This window comes from Micromonospora rubida (assembly GCF_009908295.1).
GTDB classification, from domain to species: Bacteria; Actinomycetota; Actinomycetes; order Mycobacteriales; family Micromonosporaceae; genus Micromonospora; species Micromonospora rubida.
Window position 1 is genome coordinate 208,215 of record NZ_JAAALO010000005.1, and the last position, 19,760, is coordinate 227,974.

General features: G+C 71.4%; 13 protein-coding genes. 9 read left to right on the top strand and 4 right to left on the bottom strand.

The window, feature by feature from the left end:
• The first annotated feature begins 532 nt into the window (after positions 1 to 532).
• From GVV04_RS20195 to GVV04_RS20205, 3 genes are all read left to right on the top strand, one after another.
• Positions 533 to 5,995, top strand: coding sequence for an ATP-binding protein (locus GVV04_RS20195; RefSeq protein WP_161689641.1), 5,463 nt, complete (start codon positions 533 to 535; stop codon positions 5,993 to 5,995).
• Positions 5,996 to 6,107: 112 nt separating this feature from the next.
• Positions 6,108 to 6,566 (top strand): helix-turn-helix domain-containing protein, encoded by a 459-nt coding sequence (locus tag GVV04_RS20200; protein ID WP_235966486.1) that lies wholly within the window; start codon positions 6,108 to 6,110, stop codon positions 6,564 to 6,566.
• On the top strand, positions 6,559 to 6,927 hold the full coding sequence (locus GVV04_RS20205; protein ID WP_161689642.1) for a DUF4180 domain-containing protein: 369 nt from the start codon (positions 6,559 to 6,561) through the stop codon (positions 6,925 to 6,927). Before GVV04_RS20200 ends, GVV04_RS20205 begins: the two co-directional genes overlap by 8 nt.
• A gap of 169 nt (positions 6,928 to 7,096) precedes the next feature.
• Here the strand turns inward: GVV04_RS20205 and GVV04_RS20210 are convergent, their stop codons facing one another.
• The 4 genes from GVV04_RS20210 to GVV04_RS20225 form a co-directional block, all read right to left on the bottom strand.
• Positions 7,097 to 8,926, bottom strand: a complete 1,830-nt coding sequence (locus GVV04_RS20210) for an FtsX-like permease family protein (protein WP_161689643.1) — start codon at positions 8,924 to 8,926, stop codon at positions 7,097 to 7,099.
• 5 nt (positions 8,927 to 8,931) lie between these two features.
• A complete protein-coding gene (locus tag GVV04_RS20215) occupies positions 8,932 to 9,678 on the bottom strand; it encodes an ABC transporter ATP-binding protein (RefSeq protein ID WP_328822481.1) in 747 nt (248 codons plus the stop codon).
• The gene (locus GVV04_RS20220; RefSeq protein WP_161689644.1) at positions 9,675 to 10,202 is read right to left on the bottom strand and encodes a PadR family transcriptional regulator; all 528 of its coding nucleotides are present in this window, start codon (positions 10,200 to 10,202) and stop codon (positions 9,675 to 9,677) included. Before GVV04_RS20220 ends, GVV04_RS20215 begins: the two co-directional genes overlap by 4 nt.
• A 527-nt stretch (positions 10,203 to 10,729) precedes the next feature.
• On the bottom strand, positions 10,730 to 11,746 hold the full coding sequence (locus tag GVV04_RS20225) for a zinc-binding dehydrogenase (protein WP_328822482.1): 1,017 nt from the start codon (positions 11,744 to 11,746) through the stop codon (positions 10,730 to 10,732).
• 220 nt (positions 11,747 to 11,966) lie between these two features.
• On the opposite strand from GVV04_RS20225, the gene GVV04_RS20230 reads away from it, so the two are divergent.
• The 6 genes from GVV04_RS20230 (at position 11,967) to GVV04_RS20255 (ending at position 19,755) form a co-directional block, all read left to right on the top strand.
• Entirely contained in the window at positions 11,967 to 12,680 is a 714-nt protein-coding gene (locus tag GVV04_RS20230) for a polyamine aminopropyltransferase (RefSeq protein ID WP_161689645.1), read from the top strand.
• 143 nt (positions 12,681 to 12,823) lie between these two features.
• Positions 12,824 to 13,003, top strand: coding sequence for a hypothetical protein (locus GVV04_RS20235; protein ID WP_161689646.1), 180 nt, complete (start codon positions 12,824 to 12,826; stop codon positions 13,001 to 13,003).
• A gap of 141 nt (positions 13,004 to 13,144) precedes the next feature.
• Positions 13,145 to 14,827 (top strand): long-chain-fatty-acid--CoA ligase, encoded by a 1,683-nt coding sequence (locus tag GVV04_RS20240; protein WP_161689647.1) that lies wholly within the window; start codon positions 13,145 to 13,147, stop codon positions 14,825 to 14,827.
• Positions 14,828 to 15,079: 252 nt separating this feature from the next.
• Entirely contained in the window at positions 15,080 to 17,212 is a 2,133-nt protein-coding gene (locus GVV04_RS20245) for a B12-binding domain-containing radical SAM protein (protein ID WP_161689648.1), read from the top strand.
• 139 nt (positions 17,213 to 17,351) lie between these two features.
• Positions 17,352 to 18,512 (top strand): BtrH N-terminal domain-containing protein, encoded by a 1,161-nt coding sequence (locus GVV04_RS20250; RefSeq protein ID WP_161689649.1) that lies wholly within the window; start codon positions 17,352 to 17,354, stop codon positions 18,510 to 18,512.
• 49 nt (positions 18,513 to 18,561) lie between these two features.
• The gene (locus tag GVV04_RS20255) at positions 18,562 to 19,755 is read left to right on the top strand and encodes a glycosyltransferase (RefSeq protein WP_161689650.1); all 1,194 of its coding nucleotides are present in this window, start codon (positions 18,562 to 18,564) and stop codon (positions 19,753 to 19,755) included.
• Positions 19,756 to 19,760 lie beyond the last annotated feature (5 nt).

The following is a 19,760-nucleotide window of genomic DNA, read 5'->3' on the forward strand; positions in this document are numbered from 1 at the left end:
CGACCGCCGCGCACTTTCACGGAATTTGTGGTCTCCCGGCGCGGGATAGCCCCTCATTCCGTGAAAGTGCCGGCGCAAACCTCCCGCACCTGCCCGGTAGGTCGCCGCTGCGCCGCCCCATGCCGCCCCGCACACCGGGCAGTCGGGCGGCGGCCCGACGAATACCCCCACCGGCAGGCCGACCCGGCAGGGGCCGACCCGGCAGGGGCCGATGGTGTCGGCAACGCGCGTATCCCCTGGAGCCTGCCAAGCCGGAGACCCCACGACTTTGCCGGGCCCTGGGGGTGGGTGGGTTCGATCGTGATCCGGGTCACAGTCGACGTGCGGCGAGGGCGTGCCTCCGCTCCGTTCGCGCACGCCCTGGTTAGGCGTGTGCGGCCAACGGTCTTTGTTGGGTTCCTACAACTGGCGCCGTCCAGCGTGCGTCGTCTGCGACATGGCGTTCCCCATCGGTAGACGGAAGGGTGAACACTGCCGGGGGTCGCCGTGTCGCGGTGCCCCCCATCGTCGGACTACAGGAGGGCTCGGTCGGGTGTTCAGTCGTGTCGCCATCGTCAACCGCGGCGAGGCCGCTATGCGGCTCATCCACGCCGTACGAGACATCGCCGCAGAGACCGGGACCCGGATCGAGACCGTCGCCCTGCACACCGACGTCGACCGTACGGCCACCTTCGTCCGCGAGGCGGACCTGTCCTACGACCTCGGTCCCGCGTCCGCGCGCCCGTACCTCGACCTGAAGGTGCTGGAGCGCGCGCTGGTGGAGACCGGGGCCGACGCCGCGTGGGTCGGCTGGGGCTTCGTCGCGGAGGACCCGGCGTTCGCGGAGCTGTGCGAGAAGGTCGGCGTCACCTTCGTCGGGCCGAGCCCGGAAGCCATGCGCAAGCTCGGCGACAAGATCGGCGCGAAGCTGATCGCCGAGGAGGTCGGCGTCCCGGTGGCGCCGTGGAGCCGCGGCGCGGTCGAGACCCTGGACGCCGCGCTGGCGGCGGCAACCGGGATCGGCTACCCGCTGATGCTGAAGGCGACCGCGGGCGGCGGCGGGCGCGGCATCCGTGTGGTCACCAACGAGGCCGAACTCGCCGACGCCTACGAGCGCACCAGCCAGGAGGCCGCGCGGGCGTTCGGCAGCGGCGTCGTGTTCCTGGAGCGCCTGGTCACCGGCGCCCGGCACGTCGAGGTCCAGGTGATCGCCGACGGCGAGGGCACCGCCTGGGCGCTCGGGGTCCGGGACTGCTCGGTGCAACGGCGCAACCAGAAGGTCATCGAGGAGTCGGCGTCGCCGGTGCTCAGCCCCGCGCAGACGGCCGAGCTCAAGACGTCGGCCGAGCGGCTGGCCCTCGCGGTCGGCTACCGCGGCGCGGCGACCGTCGAGTTCCTCTACCACCCCGGCGACCGACTGTTCGCGTTCCTCGAGGTCAACACCCGCCTACAGGTCGAGCACCCGATCACCGAGTCCACCACCGGGTTCGACCTGGTCAAGGCGCAGCTGCACGTGGCCTCGGGCGGGCGACTCGAAGGCGAGCCGCCCGCCGAGCGCGGGCACGCCGTCGAGGCCCGGCTGAACGCCGAGGACCCCGACCGCGACTTCGCGCCCTCCCCGGGCCGCATCGCACGGCTGGCCCTGCCCGCCGGGCCGGGCATCCGGGTGGACACCGGAGTCAGCGAGGGTGACACCATCCCCGCCGACTTCGACTCGATGATCGCGAAGATCATCGCCTACGGCCGCGACCGCGACGAGGCGCTCGCCCGGCTGCGCCGGGCAATGGCGCAGACCACGGTGATCATCGAGGGCGGCGCGACGAACAAGAGCTTCGTGCTCGACCTGCTCGACCAGCCCGAGGTGATCGACGCCAGCGCCGACACCGGCTGGATCGACCGCGTCCGAGGCGAGGGCCGGCTCGTCACGCACCGGCACTCCGCCGTCGCGCTCGCCGCCGCCGCCATCGAGGCGTACGAGGAGGAGGAGCGCGCCGAGCGGCAGCGGCTGGTGTCGACGGCGTTCGGCGGACGCCCGCAGGTGCAGCACGAGAGCGGCCGCCCGCTGGAGCTGAAGCTGCGCGGCGCGGGCTACCGCGTGCGCGTGGCGCGGGTCGGCGCGCACCGGTTCCGCGTCGGCGTCGAGGCGGGTGACGACGTCCGCACCGCCGACGTCGAGCTCGACCGCTTCGACCGGCACACCGGGCAGATCCTCGTCAACGGCACCCGATACCGCCTGCTCACCAGCACGTACGGGCCGATCCACCTGGTCGAGGTCGACGGCGTGACGCACCGGGTCAGCCGGGACGAGGGCGGCGTCGTGCGCTCCCCCGCGCCCGCGCTGGTCGTCGCGACGCCGCTGAAGGTCGGGGCCGAGGTCGAGGCCGGCGCTCCGATGCTGGTGCTGGAGAGCATGAAGATGGAGACGGTGCTGCGGGCGCCGTTCAAGGCCCGGCTGAAGGAATGCGTCGTGGCCGTGGGCAGCCAGGTGGAGACCGGCGCCCCGCTGCTGCGGCTGGAGCCGCTCGCCGACGACGACGCCGAGGCCGAGGCCGCCTCGGCCGGCAGCGCCGTCGAGCTGGACCTGCCCGCCGCGCCCGAAGAGGTCCCGGCGCGGCAGCGCACCCGGCGCGGCCAGGAAGACCTGCGCAGCCTGCTGCTGGGCTACGACGTCGACCCGCACGACGAGCGCCGCGTGCTCGACGACTACCTCGCCGCACGCCGGAAGAGCACCGAAGACCGCGTGCGCCCCCTCGCCGAGGAGCTCGAACTCGTCTCCCTGTTCGCCGACCTGACCGAGCTGAGCCGCAACCGGCCGGCGGGTGAGGACGGCGGCGACGGCCACGTGCACAGCGACCGCGAGCACTTCCACACCTATCTGCAGAGCCTCGACGTCGAGCGGGCCGGGCTGCCGGAGGCGTTCCAGGCCAAGCTCGCCACGGCCCTCGGGCACTACGGCGTACCCGACCTGGAGCGCTCGCCCGAGCTCGAAGCCGCAGTGTTCCGGATCTTCCTCGCGCTGCAGCGGGCATCGACCGACGCGATGGTCGTCACGACGCTGCTGCGGGCGTGGCTGCGCGAGCCGCCGCCGGACGAGACCCTGCGCGAGCCCGCCGGTCTCGCGCTGGAACGGCTGGTGGCCGCGACGCAGGTCCGCTTCCCCGTGGTGTCCGACCTCGCCCGGGGCGTGGTGTTCGCGTGGTTCGGCCAGCCGCTGCTGCGCCGCAACCGCGCCCTCGTGTACGCCGGCGTCCGCAAGCACCTGCGCTTCCTCGACGAGCACCCGGACACGCCGGACCGCGCCGAGCTCATCGCCGAGATGGTACGCAGCACCGAGCCGCTGGTGCGGCTGCTCGGCCAGCGGCTCGTCCGCGGCTCCGTGGACAACTCGGTGCTGCTGGAGGTGCTGACCCGGCGGTACTACGGCAACAAGGGCCTCACCGGCGTCCGCACCAGCGACGTGTCGGGCTGCCGGTTCGTGGTCGCCGAGCGGGCCGGCTCGCGGCTGGTGACCTCCGCCGTGCGGTTCGAGACGCTGGGTGCCGCGCTGCGCGGGCTCGCCGAGCTGGCGAGCGGCCAGGAGGCCATCGACGCCGACATCTACCTCGCGTGGGAGGGGCAGCCCGAGGACTCCGACGCGATGGCCGCCGCACTGCACGAGGCCATCGCCGCGCACCCGCTGCCGAGCCACGTCAGGAGGCTCACCACCACCGTCGCGGGCAGCCGCGGCGCGGTGATGCACCACCACTTCACGTTCCGCCCGTCGACCACCGGGATGGCCGAGGAGCGGCTGATCCGCGGCCTGCACCCGTACATCGCGCAGCGGATGCAGCTTGAGCGGCTGCGCAAGTTCGACCTCACCCGGCTGCCATCGTCGGACGAGGAGGTCTACCTCTTCCAGTGCCAGGCGCGGGAGAACCCGTCGGACGACCGGCTCGTCGCGTTCGCCCAGGTGCGCGACCTGACCGAGCTGCGCGAGCACGACGGCCGGCTGATCGCGCTGCCCACGGCCGAGGACACCATCGCCACCTGCCTCGACTCGATCCGCCGCGCGCAGTCGCGGCGACCGTCGAAGAAGCGCTTCAACACCAACCGGATCGTGGTCTACGTCTGGCCGCCGAGCCACATCACCCGTGCCGAGCTGGAGACGATCGCCGGGCGCGTGCTGCCGACCACCGCGGGCGCCGGGCTGGAGGAGATCCTGTTCATCGCGCGGCAGCGCGACCGGACGACCGGCGAGCTGACCAAGATCGCCGTACGGGTCTCCTTCGACGCCACCGGTGGCAGCGAGCTGATCATCGGCGAGCCGTCCGACGAGCCGGTCGAGCCGCTCGACGACTACCGGTTGAAGGTGCTGCGGGCGAGCAGCCGCAACACGGTGTACCCGTACGAGCTGACCGGGCTGCTCGGCGACTTCGTCGAGCACGACCTCGACGAGAACCACGTGCTGGTGCCGGTCGACCGGCCCAAGGGCCGCAACAGGGCGGCGATCGTCGCGGGCGTGGTCGCCACGGCGACCCGGCGGCACCCGCAGGGCGTCACCAGGGTCGTGCTGCTCGGCGACCCGACGAAGTCACTCGGGGCGCTGTCGGAGCCGGAGTGCCGCCGCGTGATCGCCGCACTGGACCTGGCCGAGCAGATGCAGGTGCCCTTGGAGTGGTACGCGTTGTCCTCCGGCGCGCGGATCTCCATGGAGTCCGGCACGGAGAACATGGACTGGGTGGCGGCGACGCTCAAGCGGATCGTCGAGTTCACCCAGGACGGCGGCGAGATCAACATCGTGGTCGCGGGCATCAACGTCGGCGCGCAGCCGTACTGGAACGCCGAGGCGACGATGCTCATGCACACCAAGGGCATCCTGGTGATGACGCCGGACTCGGCGATGGTGCTCACCGGCAAGCAGTCGCTCGACTTCTCCGGTGGCGTGTCGGCCGAGGACAACTTCGGCATCGGCGGCTACGACCGGGTGATGGGCCCGAACGGGCAGGCGCAGTACTGGGCGCCGAGCCTGACCGCCGCGCGGGCCGTGCTGATGTCGCACTACGACCACACGTACGTCGCGCCCGGCGAGGCGGGGCCGCGGCGGACGAGGACGACCGACCCCGTCGACCGCGACATCTCCGACTTCCCGCACACCGTGGCGGGCAGCGACTTCACCACCGTCGGCGAGATCTTCTCCGCCGAGGCCAACCCGGACCGCAAGAAGCCGTTCGACATCCGGTCCGTGATGCGGGCGCTCTCCGACCAGGACCACCCGGTGCTGGAACGCTGGGCGGGCATGGCCGACGCGGAGACCGCGGTGGTGCAGGACGTGCATCTCGGCGGCATGCCGGTGTGCCTGCTCGGCATCGAGTCACGGTCGGTGTCGCGGCGGGGCTTCCCGCCCACCGACGGCCCGGACACCTACACGGCCGGCACGCTGTTCCCGCAGTCGTCGAAGAAGGCCGCGCGGGCGATCAACGCGGCCAGCGGCAACCGGCCGCTGGTGGTGCTGGCGAACCTGTCGGGCTTCGACGGCTCGCCGGAGTCGATGCGGAAGCTGCAACTCGAGTACGGGGCCGAGATCGGCCGCGCGATCGTGAACTTCCGCGGGCCCATCGTGTTCTGCGTGATCTCGCGGTACCACGGCGGCGCGTTCGTGGTGTTCTCGAAGGCGCTGAACCCGAACATGACCGTGCTCGCGCTGGAGGGCTCGTTCGCCTCGGTGCTCGGCGGCGCCCCCGCCGCCGCGGTGGTGTTCTCCGGCGACGTCAACGCCCGCACCGCGGCCGACCCGCGCGTGCGGGACCTGGAGGCCCGCGTCGCGGCAGCCTCCGGCGCCGACCGCGCCGCGTTGACCGCCGAGCTCGACGAACTCCGCGCGACGGTCCGCCCGGAGAAGCTCGGCGAGGTGGCCACGGAGTTCGACCGCGTGCACAACATCCAGCGCGCGGTCGAGGTCGGCTCCGTCGACGCCGTCATCCGCGCCGCGGAGCTGCGCCCGCGGATCATCGAGTCGATCGAGTCCCGCCTGCGCTGACGTCCCGCTGCAACGATCAGGAAACCGTGGCCTCTTCCTTCGGGCGGAGGCCACGGTTTTTTGTGCCACCCCCACTCCCTATCCTTCCCCATCGAGACTATAATGGGTCCCGATGAGGGAAGAAATGTACTCGGTGGAGCAGGTGGCCGACCTGCTCGGCCTGCACGTGCGCACGGTCCGCGGCTACATCCGCACGGGCCGGCTCGCGGCGGTGCGGATCGGCAAGCAGTACCGGATCGCCCGCGCCGATCTCGACGCGCTGACCGGGCGGTCCCAGCCGGTGCCGACCCGGGCCGGCGGCGCGTCGGTGGAGGTGTCCAGCATCGTGCAGATCGACGGCGTCGACCGGGCGCTGGCCGACCGGCTGGGCACGCTCGTCCTGGCCGGGGCGAACACCGGTCACGACCCCGCGCGCCCGCTGCGCGTCCAGACCGTCCACGACGAGGAACGAGACCGAATGAAGATCGTGATCCTGGGCGACGCCGCCGCCACCGCCGACCTGCTGCGCCTGCTCGACGCCGTGCTCGACGGCGACAACGGCCTGCTCGCCGGGGAGGTCGACCATGCCTGACCAGGTACTGGAACTGGCCGGGGTGACCGTGCTGGTCTGCGACCCGGCCGGCCCGCCGGTGACGACCGCACAGGACGCGCTGGACCTGATCGGCGCGGCCTTCCTCGGCGCCGAGGTGGTGGCCGTGCCGGCGAGCCGGCTGGGCGAGGACTTCTTCTCCCTGGGCACCGGCTTCGCGGGCGAGGTCATGCAGAAGTTCGTCAACTACCGGCTACGCCTGGCCGTCCTCGGCGACATCTCGCGCCACCTGGCGGCCAGTTCGGCCCTGCGCGCCCTGGTCCACGAGTCGAACCGGGCCGAGCACGTGTGGTTCCTGCCCGACCTCGACGCGCTCAAAGCCCGTCTGACCGCCCGAACCTGAACCCCCACCCCACCTGATCACACTCTTACAGGGAATTAGTGGCCTCCCCCGCGTAGGAGGCCACTAATTCCCTGTAAGAGCATGGGGCGTGGGTGGGTGGGTGGGTGGGTGGGTGGGTCAGAGCACGTTGTTGCTTCGGCGGGGCGCTCGTGTCATCGCGAGTTTGGCTTCAGAGGGCCTCGGTCACGGGACGACGGCCGCCGAGGTGGGCAGGAACAGCGGTGAGCGTCGCCACTGCCAGCACGGTGGCCAGTATCAGGGTGATCAACTGCCAGGGCCCGGGAAGCGTGGCCTTGTTGCTGTCGCCGTCGGTGATCGTGATGATGGCGGCGAACAGCAGGTAGCCTCCCGGGAAGACTCCCAGGACGGCACCGAGGAGGGCGGGCAGCACCTGCGCGGCCGCCATTGCCGCACTCACTTCAAGGGGGGTTGCGCCGAGGGCACGCGCCAGCGCCGACGCGTGCCGGTTGTCGAGCACCGTCGCCCAGGTGACGACGATGGCGTTGACCGCCGCCAGGGAGAGCAGGATGACCGTCCAGACGAGAAGCACGTGTCGCAGCACCGTCACCTGAGCTTCGCTGTATGCGCGGAGGCCTGACTGTTCGCTGAGGAAGGTGTTGAGCACCAGGAGGACGTAGATCCCGCCGACCGTGACCGCGATGCTGACCACGCCAAGCACCACCCGCCGTGGCCGGCGGGCGGCGACCCGCAGGGCGAGAAGCAGCGGAACGGGCAGTCGTGTGGAGAGAGCGACCAGCCAACCGGTGCGGCGGGGTGGGCGTGCCGCGTCGGCCAGTGCGCTGATGGTGCTGAAGCGGGCGCCGCGCACGGCCGGGACGGCGGTCGCCACGACCGCGACCCCGAGGGCTACGGCGGTCACCAGAGCGACCTTGGACCACGTCAACGACGGCGTCCCCGCGCTGCCGACGAGGCCCGCGCTCGACTCGGTGAGCAACGGAGCGGTCAGCGCCCCTATCGCCAGCCCGGCCGCCGCCGCGACGACGGCCACCAGCAGATACTCCGCGAGCAGGACGGCAGCGACCAGGCCCGGTGTGCCGCCGACCGCTTTGAGGAGCCCGACGCGTCGGGTCTGATCGGCCATCCGGCCGCCGACCAGCACCGAGAGACTGGCCACTGCCAGTAGACCGAGCAACCAGGCGCCGATCAGCAGCAGGATCTGGGAGTCTCTGGCCAGTTCGGTGGCGTCCGCGAGGATGCTCTGCCAGGTCTGCATAGGCATCATCGTGCCGCCGTGGTCGCCACTGTTCGCGTCGACGAACGCCTCGGCCTCGTCCGGGTCGGCAAGCTTCAGGTTGATCACATACGACATGGAGCCCTGTGCCGGGGCGAGGCTCCGCACGTCCGCCTGGGTGAGCCAGACCAGCCCGGGGTTGTGCAAGAACCCAGGGGGCAGATTCAGGTCCGTCGGGATGGCGCCGTGGACGCAACCGACGGAGACAATGCAGGACGTCCCGGGATAGGGCGGCATGGCAGCGGTGACAGCCAGGCCGACGACCTTGAACGACCTGCCGCCCAGCATCACCGAGTCAGTGACGCTCACATCGAGCGAGCTGGCGAAGGCGGCTTCGATTACCACGCCGCCGTCGCTGACCCAGCTGCCCTGCGTCAACTCGGGCTGATCGACCGAGGCGATCGCGGTGTCCCGCCCCTCGACCTGCACGTCCGACATCCGGCCGGACGCCTCGATCTTCCCCGCGATGACGGGGTACGGTCCGCTGTGTTCGGTGACGCCGGACGCGGTGGCCAGCTTCTCAAGGTCGGCAAGGTCGGCGAAGCCGCCGGTGCCGGCGACCACGTCGGGTCCCTTGGTCGCCGCCCGAGTGCTCTCATACGGGTCGCTGGCCGCGTCACGCACAACCAGCCCGAGCGTCAGTGTCATGGTGGCCGCCAGGATGGCGATCAGCAGAAGCGCGGCCTCGGTACGGCGCCGCCGGAGGTCGCGCAGGGCGAGGCGGAGCACGAGGAGGATGCGGCCCATTGCGGTCAGTCCTCGAGTCCGACGAGCGCGCCGAGCTTCCCGGTGGTGCCACCGGTCAGTCGGGTCTCATCCACGAGCGCGCCGTCGCGCATGGAGAACATCCGGTCCGCGGTGGCCGCGATCCGCGCGTCGTGGGTGACGATGACCAGTGTCTGCCCGTACTCGTGCAGTTCCTCGAAGAGCCGCAGGACGTCCAGAGTGGCGGCGCTGTCCAGGTTTCCGGTCGGTTCGTCGGCGAGAACGACCAGCGGTTCGTTGCTCAACGCCCGGGCGACCGCGACCCGCTGCCGCTGACCGCCCGACAGCGCGGAGGGCAGGAAACGGGCCCGGCCGGCGAGCCCGAGCTGATCCAGCAGCTGCTCCGCACGCCGTCTGGCGGCCCGCGGCGAGCGCCCGGCCAGCAGCGCCGGCAGCTCGACGTTCTCCACTGCGGTGAGCTCGTCCATCAGGTGGAAGGACTGGAAGACGTAGCTGACGTCGGTGCGGCGCATCCGGGCCAGGGCTTTCTCGCTGAGGTTGTCGATGCGACGGTCGTTCAGCAGCAACTCGCCGCCCGAGGGCCGGTCCAGCCCGCCGAACAGGTGCAGCAGCGTGGACTTCCCGCAGCCGCTGGGCCCCATGATCGCCACCGTCTCCCCCGCGACGACGTCGAGATCGACCCCGTCGACGGCGCGTATCAGCCCTTCTCCCTTGCCGTATTCCTTCCGCAGCCCGCGCGCGCGGAGCACGGGCGTATCGGGGGCCTCGCTCACGAAATTCTCCTTCGATGGGTCCAGTTCTTCTCACATGCCTCGAGCCATCGCAGGTCCGCCTGGAGGCGGAGCACGATGCCTTCCAGCAACAGCGCCGCGTTCGAGCGGCTCGGCTCGGCCATCGCGGCGCGCTGGGCGTCGCGCAGCCGCCGCAGCAGTTCGCGGCGCTGGGTGTCGACGATGGTGAGCGGGTCGGCCAGCCCGGCCGATGCGGCTGCAATCAGCTTGAGATGGAACTCCGCCAGGTCGGGTTTTGGCCAGCTCACCTCGGCGATCCACTCGGTGACCCGCTGTTGGCCGTTGGGAGTGAGCGTGTACACCTTGCGATCCGACCGGTCGGCGTCGTCGGCAGACCTCTCGACGGCCAGCAACCCGGCCTTCTCCAGCCGGGTCAGCGTGACGTAGACCTGCCCGGCGTTCATCGCCTCGCCGAGAGGGCCGAGTGCGTCGCGCAGTCGCGCGCGCAGTTCGTAGCCGTGCGAGGCCTCCTTGGCCAGCATCGCGAGTATCACTTCCTGCTGCATCGCACCCCCTAACGGTTATCCCCATGTCTAACGGTTATCCATATTGCCGTCAAGTCCCGCGCCGGTACACGTGCAGGAACCGCCGCGGCCAGCGAGGCTGACGCGGCACAGCTGACCGGATGGGGCCGTCGAGGCGGATCACCTCCGCCGATCTCGTTGTCCGGCCGGACCAGTCGCTGGGCGGGAGGGATGAACGTCGGCTGCTCGACCCGACGGACCAGCCCTTGCTTCGGCCGCCTGCCCCGTCGACCCGACTGCCCGCGCCGGACGGGATTTCGTACGCGAAGACCGTCCTCGACGAGGAACTCGTAGAAGGAGCGCACCGCGGCGATTCGCTGCTGGACTGTGGCGTTCGCCAGCCCGCACCGCTGTCCATGTGCACAAGGAAAGCGCCACGCGGGTTTGGGGGCGGCTCAGCATGTCGCCGATCCAGGCGGCGACCACGTCCAAGCCGGCGACCAGCGCAGGGGAACCTGCTCAAAGGAACCTCGATCATGACGAGGAACCGTAGAGACCTAAGATTCAGATCAGGGTTGCAGGATCAGGCGGATCGGGTTGCCCTGTTTGGACTGCACCCGGGCCACGGCCTGCTCCGCCTCGGCCAGCGGCAGCACGTCGCTGATCGAGGCGGCGAGGTCGAGGCGGCCCTGCCGGGCCAGGGCGACGAGCTGCTCGACGTGCTCGGCCTCCGAGCCGTAGTGGCCGAGCACCGACTGCTGCAGGTAGTTGAAGGTGCTGTCCGAGGCGATGGTGACCGGCTTGTCGGCGATGCCGGCGAGCACCAGCCGGCCCCGCCGCGCCAGCACGGTGAGCGCCTGTTCCCGCACCGGCGTGACCCCGGCGAAGTCGAAGGCGACGTCCAGGCCGCGCCCGCCGGTCAGTTCGAGGACCGCGTCCCGGAACGCGGCGTCGCCCGGGTCGAGGGCGGCGTCCGCGCCGAGGGTCAGCGCCCGCTCGCGGGCCGCCGCGAGGGGTTCCACCGCGATGACCGGGGCGGCCCCGACCAGCCGCAGCAACTGCACGGCGTGCGCGCCGAGGCCGCCGACGCCCCACACGCCGGCCGCCTCGCCGGGGCGGGTCCGGCCGGTGTCGGTGACCGCCGCCCACGGGGTGGAGACCGCATCGGGGACGATGCACGCCTGCTCGAAGGGCAGGTCGTCGGGGATCGGCACGACGGTGTCCTGGCGGGCCAGGGCGTACTCGGCCCAGCCGCCGTCGTAGTCGACGCCCCTGGTGAAGACGGTCCCCGTGCGGTCCCGCTCCCCCGCCTGGAGCAGCACCCGCTGCCCCGGCTCCCAGCCGTCGACGTCGTCGCCGACGGCGTCGACGACCCCCGCCACCTCGTGGCCGAGGGTCACCACGTCGCCGGGCAGGTAGAGCGGGGTGAGCGCGCCCTCGATCAGGTGCACGTCGGACAGGCACACCCCGGCCGCCTGCACCCTGATCCGCACCTGACCCCGGCCCGGCTCGGGGACCGGCACGGTCTCCATCCGCAGCCTCCGGTCCGCCACGTGCAGCCGTCCGGCCAGCATCTCCGCCGCCACGAGCGCCACCCCTCCCGCCGGTCACCCCGGCACGATCGCCTCCGGGAGGGGTTACCCGGGACGGATCGGAGGATGCGCCGCGACGCCCTGCACCGGCTGGTCGTGGGCACCGCCACCGCGCTCGCCGCGATGCGGGCGTACCGGATGGGGGGTTGCTGCGGCGGCCGGGCCCGCGCGGGCGGTAGCATCCGCTCGGACCCGGCCGAAGTGAGGAAACCGCGTGGGCGTGCGATTCGAGGAACTGGCCTGGCGGGAGACCCCGATCGGCGAGATCAGCCTGCGCCGGCGGCACGACCCCGCGCTGGACCGCGAGGTGTACGAGGTCAAGCTGGACGACGAGTTCCTGATGTCCAGCCTCTTCCCGGTGGCGGAGATCGAGCTGGCCCGGCTGGGGCTGGCACCGCTGGCCGACACGGCCCTCGACGTCGTGGTCGGCGGCCTGGGCCTCGGCTACACGGCCCGCACCGCCCTGGAGGACCCCCGGGTCCGCTCTCTGGTGGTGGTGGAGGCGATCGAGGACGTCATCGACTGGCACCGGCGGGGCCTGCTGCCTTTCGCGTCGGGGCTGGCCGACGACCCGCGCACCCGGTTCGTCCGGGCGGACTTCTTCGCGGCGGTGGCCGACGGGGCGGGCTTCGACCCGGACGACGCCGGCCGGCGGTTCCACGCCATCCTGCTGGACGTGGACCACTCCCCCCGGCACGTGCTGCACCCCAGCCACGCCCCGTTCTACACGGCCGACGGCCTGCGCCGCCTCGCCGACCTGCTGCACCCGGACGGGGTGTTCGCGCTGTGGTCCAACGACCCGCCGGACACCGACTTCCAGCAGGTACTCACCGGGGTGTTCCCGACCTCGCTGGCCCACGTCGTCCGCTTTCCCAACCCGTTGCAGGGCCGGGAGTCCGCCAACACCGTCTACGTCGCCCGCCGGTAGCCGACTCGCGGCCCGCCTGCCGGTAGCCGACTCGCCGCCCGACGGTAGCCGACTCGCGGCCCGCCCGCCTGGGCAGGCATGGCGGCGGCGGGACCGGGAAAGGCCGTCCAGGACGGGCGGTCCCTCGGTCACGGGAGGTGGACATGCGAGCCATGCTCTGGGTCATCGGCGTCGTCGGCGGCGCGCTGATCCTGCTCGGGCTGCTCCTCGAAGCGGTCCGATGGCTGGTGATCATCGGGCTGATCGCGCTGGTCGTGGTCATCGTGCTCGCGTTCGTGAAGGGCCGCCAGGTGGCACGCCACCGGTCGTCCGGCCGGCGCTGACCGGGGCCGATCGGCGCTGACCGGACCGGCCGGCACCGGCGGCGAGTGACCTACGCAACCGTAGGTTACCGAGCCGTAGGGTTAAGCTGGCGGCCGGTCGACGACGTCCCCGACGGCCGCCCGACGCCCGAGGAGAGCCGAGTGGAACCCACCGCCGACCGGCCCTGGCTGCGCAGCTACGCCCCCGGCGTGCCCGCCGACGTCGCCGAGCCCCCGGGCTCGCTGGTCGACCTGCTCGGGGACGCCGCCCGGCGGTTCGGCTCCCGGGTCGCGCTGGACTTCTACGGCGCCACCACCACGTACGCGGACCTGGCCGACCAGGTGGCCCGCGCGGCGGAGGCGCTGCGCCGGCTCGGCGTCGCCCGGGGCGACCGGGTGGCGCTGGTGCTGCCGAACTGCCCCCAGCACGTGGTCGCCTTCTACGCGACGCTGCGGCTGGGCGCGGTGGTGGTCGAGCACAACCCGCTCTACACCGCCCAGGAACTGGACCAGCAGCTCACCGACCACGGCGCCCGGGTCGCGGTGGTCTGGGACAAGGTCGCCCCGCTGGTGCGTGGCCGGGGCGCGGTGGAGACCGTGGTGGCGGTGGACCTCACCGGCGCGCTGCCCCGGCTCAAGCGGTGGGCGCTGCGCCTGCCGCTGCCCAGCGCCCGCGCGACCCGGGCGGCGATGACCAGCCCGGCCCCGGGCGCGACGCGCTGGGCGGACCTGCTCGCCGCCGCCGGCCCGCTGCCGGCCGACCATCCCGCGCCCGGCCCGGACGACACCGCGCTGCTGCAGTACACCGGCGGCACCACCGGCACCCCGAAGGGCGCGGTCCTGACCCACCGCAACCTGCGGGCCAACGCCGCGCAGGGCCGCGCGTGGGTGCCGGGCCTGCGCGACGGCGCCGAGACGGTGTACGCGGTGCTGCCGCTGTTCCACGCGTACGGGCTCACGCTCTGCCTGACCTTCTCGGTGAGCATCGGGGCGACGCTGGTGCTCTTCCCCCGCTTCGACCTCGACCAGGTCCTCGACGCGGCCCGCCGCCGCCCGCCGACGTTCCTGCCCGCCGTCCCGCCGATCTACGAGCGGCTGGCCTCCGCCGCCCGGGAGCGCGGCGTCGACCTCACCTCCGTCCGGTACGGCCTCTCCGGCGCGATGGCCCTGCCGCCGGCCACCGTGCAGCTGTGGGAGTCGGTGACCGGCGGCCTGCTGGTCGAGGGGTACGGCATGACCGAGTCCTCGCCGATCACCCTGGGCAACCCGGTCTCCCCCGCCCGCCGGCCCGGCACCGTGGGGGTGCCCTTCCCCTCCACCGACGTGCGCGTCGTCGACCCCGACGACCCGTCCCGGGACCGGGCCCCGGGCGAGTCCGGCGAGCTGCTGGTTCGCGGCCCGCAGGTCTTCACCGGCTACTGGCGACGCCCCGAGGAGACCGCGAAGGTGCTGCTGCCCGGCGGCTGGCTGCGCACCGGCGACATCGTGACGATGGACGCGGACGGTTTCGTCACGGTGGTCGACCGGATCAAGGAACTGATCATCACCGGCGGTTTCAACGTCTACCCGTCCGAGGTGGAGGACGCGCTGCGCCGGCTGCCCGGTGTCCGGGACGCCGCCGCGGTGGGCCTGCCCGCCGAGCACGGCGGCGAGGAGGTCGTGGCGGCCGTGGTCCTGCTCCCCGACACCCACACCGACGAGGCCGCGCTGCGGGCCGGCTGCCGGGAGCACCTGGCCGGCTACAAGGTCCCCCGCCGGGTGGTGCTCGTCGACGACCTGCCCCGCTCGCAGATCGGCAAGGTCCTGCGCCGGGAGGTCCGCGACCGGCTGCTCGCCGGGCGCTGACGCACGGCCGACGAAGCCGCCGGGCGTTCGCCACGGCCCGTCCCGCCCCGGCCTGCACCGTTCGCGACATCAACATCTCTCACCGTCATGGACCCCGACGCGGATGCGCCACCGCGGGGAAATCGAAGCCCGTGATGGGTCGTGCCGGGCCGCTTGATCGCGTACCGTCGAACCGACCTCGGCAAGATCACCGAGCCGGCCGGCGTTTCGTGGGAAGGATCGCGGTCAACCATCCCGAGAGGGCAGGCAACCATGGTCATCGAGCAGCCTGGACGAAACTTCATTCCTGTCGAGAGCCTCAACGCTCGTACTCTCGGGCGTGGCACCCGGGCAGCCGCGATCGGCCGGCCGCTGGTCGTCTTCCTGGCGCACCTGCACAGCACGACCGGTAAGAACCTGCGCGTGACGGTTCCGCTCGGGATGACCTACGTGCACTCCTACCTGAGGGCGCGGTTCGGCGACGCCATCCAGATTCGGCAACTCGCCACGACGCAGCAGATCAACGAGGCGCTGAACGAGCAGGTGCCCGACATCTTCGCGTTCGGCAACTACTCGTGGAACACCGCGCTGACCAACGCGGTGATCGGCGTCGTGAAGCAGCGACACCCCAAGGTCGTCGTCGCGGTGGCCGGGCCGAACATCCCCACCGAGAAGCCCATCGCGCAGGCCGGCCTGCGGAGGAACCGGGCCGCCGACTTCTACATCTCCCGCGAGGGCGAGCACCCGCTCGCCAACCTCGTCGAGACGTGCCTGGGCCTGGCCGACCCCAGCGACGTCAGGGGGACGGTGGTGGACGGGTGCTACTCACTCACGGAAGAGGGCCTGGTCCTCCAGGGTGACCCGTTGGACCGGGTGGGCGTCCTGGAGGAGATCCCGTCGCCGTACCTGACCGGCCTGTGCGACGACTTCCTGGCGAATCCCGAGTTCATCCCGTTGCTCCAGACGTCACGCGGTTGCCCGTACCGGTGCACGTTCTGCGTGGCGGGTCACGACTGGTGGTCCAAGCTGCGGGCGTTCAGCGTGGAGCGCGTCAAGGAGGAGATCGACTACATCCAGGCGCGAACGTCGAATCCCCTGCTGCGCATCGCCGACGAGAACTTCGGGATCCTCCCCCGCGACGTCGAGATCGCCGAGCACGTCCGGAAGGTGAAGGACACGTTCTCCTACCCCTCCGTGGTGCAGGTCTACACCGACAAGCACCTGACCAGGAACGTCAAGCAGGTGACCCTGCTCATGCGGGACCTCATCCCGCTCAACATCAGCTTCCAGTCGCTGGACAAGCAGGTCCTGAAGAACATCAAGCGGGTCAACGTCAAGGACACCGCGATCGAGGAGGCCGCGGCCTTCGCCCGGGAGCACAGCCTGGTGCTCTCCACCGAGCTGATCTTCGGATTGCCCGGTGAGACGATCGAGTCGTTCACGAACTCCCTGGACAAGGTCCTCGACTACCGCTTCGACAACGTCGTCATCTATGCGCTCAACATCCTCGACCAGGCCGAAATGGCCTTCGCGGAGTACCGCGAGAAGTTCGGGCTGAAGACCCGCTTCGCCCTGTCCGAGAACGGATACTCCGAGTACGACTCCGTGCAGACCTTCGAGATGGACGAACTCGTGGTCGCCACCTCGACGATTCCGGAGCAGGAGTACCTCAGGTTCTTCAAGTTCATCTTCTTCTTCAACTTCGCGCTGTTCTACGGCTGGCTGCGGGAACTGGTCTTCTTCTTCGAGACCAACGGTGTCCGGGCGACCTCCGTGATCCGCGCCATGCTGGCGGATTCCGAGCAGTGCCCGACCCTGGCCGAGTTCGCCGGCCGGTTCCTCACCGGCCACCGGGCGATGATGCGCGACACCCGCGAGGAGGTCGCCGAGCTCATCCGCGAACTGGCCGAGACTCAACCCGAGCAGGTCACCGACAACCAGTTCGGGGCGATGCGTTACCAGTACGCGGTCTTCAGCGACCTGTTCACCGAGGGCCGGTTCGCCGAGGTCGTCCACGAGTTCGCGCAGAGCGGCCTGCGGCTCCACCGCGAGCTGACCGGTGAGACGCCGTCAGACTCGTTCCTGGAGCAGCTGGACGTGATCACCCAGTTGCAGATCCAGTCGTTCATCCCGCTGCACGAGCCCGTGCCCGAGACGGTGGCCCTGAAGTCCGGCTACGACCTGGTCGGATGGAAGAACTCCAACTTCAGGCAGCCGCTCGCCGACTTCGCCCTCGCCGAACCGGCGACGTTCTCCCTGCGGATCGAGGGCTACCAGCACCACGAACGGCTCTGGGACGCACGCGACCGCGACGACATCCGGCGGATCTATCTGCGCAGCTTCGCCAGCACCAACGCGAACCGGCGGCGGCACCTCGAACTCTGCGAGGAGGCCCCGCCGGCCTGATCGGAGCGGGCGGCGTCGGCGCACGGCGGTCCCGACGCCGCCCGCCGACCCGAGCGGGACACGCATGACCGTCGACACCGGATCTGGGCGCTGGACATCGGACGAGCCGATGCGGCACGACCACGGGGTGGGGGAACACATGGATGACATCGACCTGGGCGGCTTCACCCACTCCCACGTTCCACTCATGTACGACCGGGACGGGCTGCACTGCTTCTGGGTGCCCCGGGCACTCGCCGCGTCCCGGTGGGGCCGGGAGCGGCACGACGCCTTCTACGTCCACTTCCAGCTCTGGGTCCACTACAACCACCGGTGGGATCGCTACGACGTCGGCGACCGCTGGCGGGGCGCCGACAGTGCGACGGGCTGGGACACCGGACTGGGCGCCGAGGTGGACGCGGTGCAGGACCGCATCTTCCGCACGCACCTGGGACTGCGTCTCGACACGTTCGACTCCGGGGGCGAGAACGTGGTGGGGACACTCGCCGGTCTCCTGCGCGAAGACCGCGTCCCGCTGCTCCCCATGGACATGGGTGAGCTGCCGTCGTGCCGCGCCTACTACGACGGCCACCACTCGGGGCACGTCACCGTGGTGACCGGCTACCGCAAGCAGCGCGGGATGTTCACCGTGCTGGACGGGCTGCATCTCGAATCGCTGACGAACGCCCGGCTGTTCCACGTCGACTCGACGGGCGGGCAGGCGCCGCTCGACGGGTGGGAGACCCCGTTGCGGTTCGCGGTGCCGTTCGAACCGACGGTCACCCTCCGACAGGTCCTCGGGGACATCTGCACGACCGCCTACGTGCCGAGCGAACACCTCGCCCGCGCGCACGTGGCCTGGGCGGCCCACGGCGTCCCCTACCTGGTCGGGCAGGTCCTGACCGTCTCGGCCGGGCCGACGCCGACGACTGCCGCCGCTGTGGTCCGCGACGCCGCGAGCGAGCTCGCGGACGTGGCCGACGCGGTTCTCGCCGGCGAGGAGCCGGTACGGGCCAAGGCCGAGTTCCTGGCCGGGGTCGCACCGGAGTCGTCGTGGCGTCAGTTCGGCTACGTGGACAGCCAACACATCCTGGGCGCCGCGGCGCGGCTGATCCTGTACCGGGCGGGGGCGAGCCCCGCCGACGCGGCGGCCTGCCAGCTCGCGGCGGCAGCCGCGGCGGGCCGGTGGCGCGCGCTCGTGGAGCGGGCGCTCACCGACGGCGGGAAGCTCGATGACGAGCTCGCGCAGACCTACGACGACGCCCTGACGGCCGAGCGGGCCTGGGCGACGACGGTCCGGCGGGCGATGCGGCGCGGCTAGCCGGGCGATGCGGCGCGGGCCGGGCCCTGATCCGAGATATGGAGAAATGGTGGACAAGATCAAGATTCCTGAGCTGACGCTGTGCCTCATCGTCAAGGATGAAGCCGCGTTCCTCCCGAGGTGCCTCGCGGAGGCCGGCCCCGTCTGCGGCGATGTCGTCATCGTGGACACGGGCTCGACCGACGGCTCCCAGGACATCGCGCGGTCCCACACCGACACGTTCATCCAGACGACGATGGACGGCGGCTACTCGGCCGCGCGGAACCTGGCCCTGGAGCAGGTGAAGACGCCCTGGGTGTTGTTCCTCGACGTGGACGAGGAGTTCCCCGCCACCGAGTGGCCACGGGTCGCCGCCCTCATCGAGCAGGCGCCCGACGACCATCTCGCCTACACCGTCCTTCGCTTCAACCTCACGGCCGTGGGCGCGATCTGGGTCGACCGCCCGGTGCGGCTCTTCCGCAGCCACCCGGACATCCGGTACCGGCGGCTCGTCGGCGAGTCCGTGGAGGAGGCGGTGCAGGACATGGGGGGCGTCATCGCGTCCTCGGGTCTGGTCCTCAACCATCCCGGCAACGTCCGGCCGGTCGCGGCCCGCACCGCCAAACTGCGGCGCTACCTCGACCTCACCGAGAAGCAGATCGCCGACTACCCCGACCTCGGGCTGTGGCCCGCCTACGCGGGTTTCCTGCACCGCGCCCTCGGCAACGTCGAGCAGGCGGTCGAGTGGAGCTCCAGGGCCGTCGAGTCGGACCCGTCGGCACCGCGGGTGTGGGCCTACCACGGCCACGTGCTCCGTGCGGCCGATCGTCCGCACGACGCCCTCGCGGCGTTCCAGACGGCGGCCAAGCTGGCCCCGGAGGACTCCATCTTCCTCAACATGGTCGGCGTCATGCACCTCATGCTCAACGAGCTGGACGAGGCCGAAGCCGCCTTCACGGGGGCGCTCGCGCTGGAACCCGACCTGTTGCACGCCGAGATCAACCGTGGGCTGATCCGCCAGGCCCGGGAGGAGTACGAGGCCGCGGCCGAGATCCTGCGCGGGGTCGCCCAACGCAACGCCGGTCTCCTCCTGCAGGACTGGCGCGGTCGCGTCGAGATCGACCACTTCACGTATCTCTTCAACGAGACGGTTCCGCAATTCGCCGGCCTCGCCTACCACCTGGCCTACTGCGAGTTCATGGCGGCGTCCTCCCGCACCGAGGTCCGGTACCCGGTGGACGGGAGATTCGCCGGCACGAGGTAGGGCCT